Annotated in this window: 1 protein-coding gene; it reads left to right on the top strand. The window is 37.0% G+C overall.

What is annotated here, in order from left to right; all coding sequences use genetic code 11:
* Positions 1-338 (top strand): transposase (locus HA044_RS09350; RefSeq protein ID WP_187540919.1); only part of this gene is annotated, 338 nt, incomplete at both ends.

Genomic DNA, 338 nt, shown 5'->3' with positions numbered 1-338 from the left:
TCTCAAGATCTTAGAGATCACTATGAACTCTATCAACTCTTACTGTTTCATTTTCAAGAGAAGCACGCTGACTATTTTTTTGAATTGATCACAGAGTCCATTTCTGCTGTGAATCCTATTTTCCAGACCATTTTTAGGACCTTTTTGAGAGATCAGGATAAGATCATTAATGCACTGGAACTTCCCTACTCAAACGCAAAACTTGAGGCTACAAATAACCTCATCAAAGTCATCAAGCGAAATGCTTTTGGCTTCCGAAACTTTGAAAACTTTAAAACGAGAATTCTCATCGCTTTGAACATCAAAAAGGAGAGAACCAATTTGGTTCTCTCCAGGTT

Origin of the sequence: Streptococcus sp. IMAU 99161 (assembly GCF_014435245.1) — a bacterium.
GTDB classification, from domain to species: domain Bacteria; phylum Bacillota; class Bacilli; order Lactobacillales; family Streptococcaceae; genus Streptococcus; species Streptococcus lactarius.
This window is presented reverse-complemented; position numbering and strand designations above follow the sequence as displayed.